This is a genomic window from Candidatus Cardinium sp. cBcalN2 (assembly GCF_022810445.1).
Classification (GTDB): Bacteria; Bacteroidota; Bacteroidia; order Cytophagales; family Amoebophilaceae; genus Cardinium.
This window is the reverse complement of record NZ_JAACGD010000091.1, coordinates 1-2755: the sequence shown is the minus strand read 5'-3', so window position 1 is coordinate 2755 and position 2755 is coordinate 1. Positions and strand designations below refer to the sequence as shown.

Here is a 2755-nt window from a genome sequence, read left to right as displayed (position 1 = left end):
GTATGGAAATCATTCAATATTTAGTAGAACACGGTGCCGATATAAATGAAGGCAGTGATAGGCTTTTGCCTGGTATAAATCTTTTTCGGGGTATGGATTTTACGGGGACTCCTTTACATAAGGCAGCCTTCAATAGGTCTCTTCCAACAGTTAAATGTTTAGTAGAACACGGTGCCGATGTAAATGCAAAAAATTTTGATGGAGATACTCCTTTGCATATGGCAGCTTGCTTTGGGTGTATGGAAATCATTCAATATTTAGTAGAACACGGTGCTGATATACATGCAAAAAATGACCTTGGAAGGCTCTTTTTACATATAGCACGTTACATGAGTCCTATTTAAAATTGAAATACCTAATTATTTGCTAATATGCCTAATCTGACAATATATTATTGGCTAATGCTGTGAACAGATACATTTTTTGGATCTTTTCTTATTTGTTTTCTGGTTGTGGTATGCAGAAGGCTGATCAACCGTCTTTTGATTTATCCGTTTTGCCTACTACTTTTCCTGCTTATTTTTCTATCAATGCTGCTTTAATCTTCAAACATTTAAATCAAACTTTCCGCTATCGTCTAGTTTGTTTTGTAGCATACGATCAAGAGATTCATTTTATTGTAAAGGGAGCGTTAGGTATAGAAATAATAGGTGGTGTTATCGATCAAAAAGGTATAACACTTTTGGATCGATTAAATCGTGTCGTGCATGAATGGGACTATAGCCGCATTAAGCAACATTATAACTTCGATGGTAATTACTTATTTATACAATCCTTACTTTTAGGTACCGTTTGTAATGCAAGTAAGGATAAGCGAAAACTGATACCAGATGCGCTATCTTCCAGTGTAACCTATATCTATGATAGACTTACTAATAAAATCAGGGGACTTCAATTAATGGAGAAAAAAAAGGGCAACCAGCTTAAATTTTTATACCAACACAAAATCGCAGAAGATAAGCTTTATTTGTCTGGCATTGGCATGCTTTTTTCTTTAAAGTATAAAGAAGCATGCTATACAGGGAATATCATATTGCACAAATTCCACTTTAAGCAGCTCAAAAAGCTAAATAGTAAATTGACCATACCGAGGTATTATCATCATAAATGAAATATTTTCTCTATTTCTTGAACATCTTTCGTTTTTATTTCCCTTATATCTTAGTAGTATACTACTATCTTTGTTACCGTCGTACGTTTATATTAATTAAGATTATGTAATTAAAGAGCTGGAAAAAGGTCGCTGTTTCCTTGGTACTAGATACCGTGGTGAACGTTCACCCCCCAGCTCTTTTCATCTTTAAAACTGAATAGTTCGCTTGGCATTACAGCCCGTGTATGCGACGATAGTTGATAAGATGAATCAATTTAATAGAAACATCTAATAATATGAAATACATAGTCATCGATATAGCAAAAAGTAGTTTTGTAGCTGCTTTCCCTAAAGGTGCAGGGTATACTACAGCTACATATAATAACAATCGAAATGGCATTTCAATCTTTTTGTCTAAACTTAATAAATGCTTAGATCACTTTGTTTTAGAGGCGACTGGTAACTATGGTTGTTTATTAGTAGAAATGCTTTTAGAAGCTGGGTTATCTGTTTCAGTGTTTAACCCTAAGCAAATCAAACACTTTTCTAAGGTAGTGCACTATATAACGAAAACTGATAAGGTAGATGCAAAACTTATTTCTTTGTATGGATCAAAGATGTCGCCTAAACCCTACAAAATGCCTGTAGCCAGTATCCAAGCCTTAAAGCAACAAAAAACACTTTTTGCTCAGTTTAAGAAACAACTGACAATGTGTTATAACTTTCTAGAGTCTTTTAGTGTGTTACCTAAACCAGACACTGTATCTTTGACTATGGTCAAACAAAATATATCCTATTTGGAAGAACAAATAGCAGTATTAGAGCAAGAAATGCTTTCTATGACACAGGAACGGTGTAAGGAACTCTACGCACAGATCAGTTCTATTAAAGGGATTGGGGATAGAACCACTATGGAGCTTATCGTTGCCACTGCTGGCGGTCACCATTTTGAAAGTGCTAAGCAGTTCTCTAAATACGTTTGTCTAGCGCCTACTTATGAATATTCAGGCTCATCAGTAAGAAAAAAAGGGAATATTAATCGTCATGGGAACCCGCAATTGCGTTCTTTGCTCTATATAGCTTCTTGGTCAGCTATACGCTTTAATAAGGCCTGTAAAGACTTTTATGAAAGGTTAAAAGAAAGAGGGAAACCTGGTAAAGTGGCTCTGATTGCTGTAGCTAATAAACTTATTAGACAGGTATTTGCTATTATGAGAGACCATACTTTTTATCTAGATGGACATCTATCTAAACTCAAGGCTAATGCTTAGTCTGGTCAGAAACAAAATAGGATAGGCCATAAATGAACAGATTATAAATCTATTATTTGATTATCAATATAAATTATAAGTATAATAGTTATGAGGTGGACTTATGGTTAACTTGATAAAGTTATCCATAAATCCACATCTCAATTAAAATAGACCTTAAAAACGAAATATTTTTCTAAAAAAATTTGCTTATTAACATAGTTCGTTCACCACTATGGTTTATGCTAGGAAAAAAACGCGCACTTTTTTCATCAGCGCTTGATTTTTTGGCTACTTTTTGATCAAGCAAAAAGTAGCTTTAAAAAATTCATTTTTTAACAGTGTCAGGAACAGATACATTAATTTTTATTTTTTTTATTTGATTATAAGTATTTTCATCTTATTTTTTTCT

The 2755-nt window shown here is 33.6% G+C and carries 3 protein-coding genes; all 3 read left to right on the top strand.

Annotation, left to right across the window (positions count from 1 at the left end; translation table 11 throughout):
* The coding region (locus tag MUW74_RS02790; RefSeq protein ID WP_243518789.1) for an ankyrin repeat domain-containing protein at positions 1 to 344 on the top strand (344 nt) is incomplete at its 5' end.
* Between the two features lie 62 nt (positions 345 to 406).
* Positions 407 to 1111 (top strand): DUF4292 domain-containing protein, encoded by a 705-nt coding sequence (locus MUW74_RS02785; protein ID WP_243553055.1) that lies wholly within the window; start codon positions 407 to 409, stop codon positions 1109 to 1111.
* Positions 1112 to 1389: 278 nt separating this feature from the next.
* Complete coding sequence (locus MUW74_RS02780; protein WP_243518784.1) at positions 1390 to 2364, top strand: IS110 family transposase; 975 nt, start codon at positions 1390 to 1392, stop codon at positions 2362 to 2364.
* Positions 2365 to 2755 lie beyond the last annotated feature (391 nt).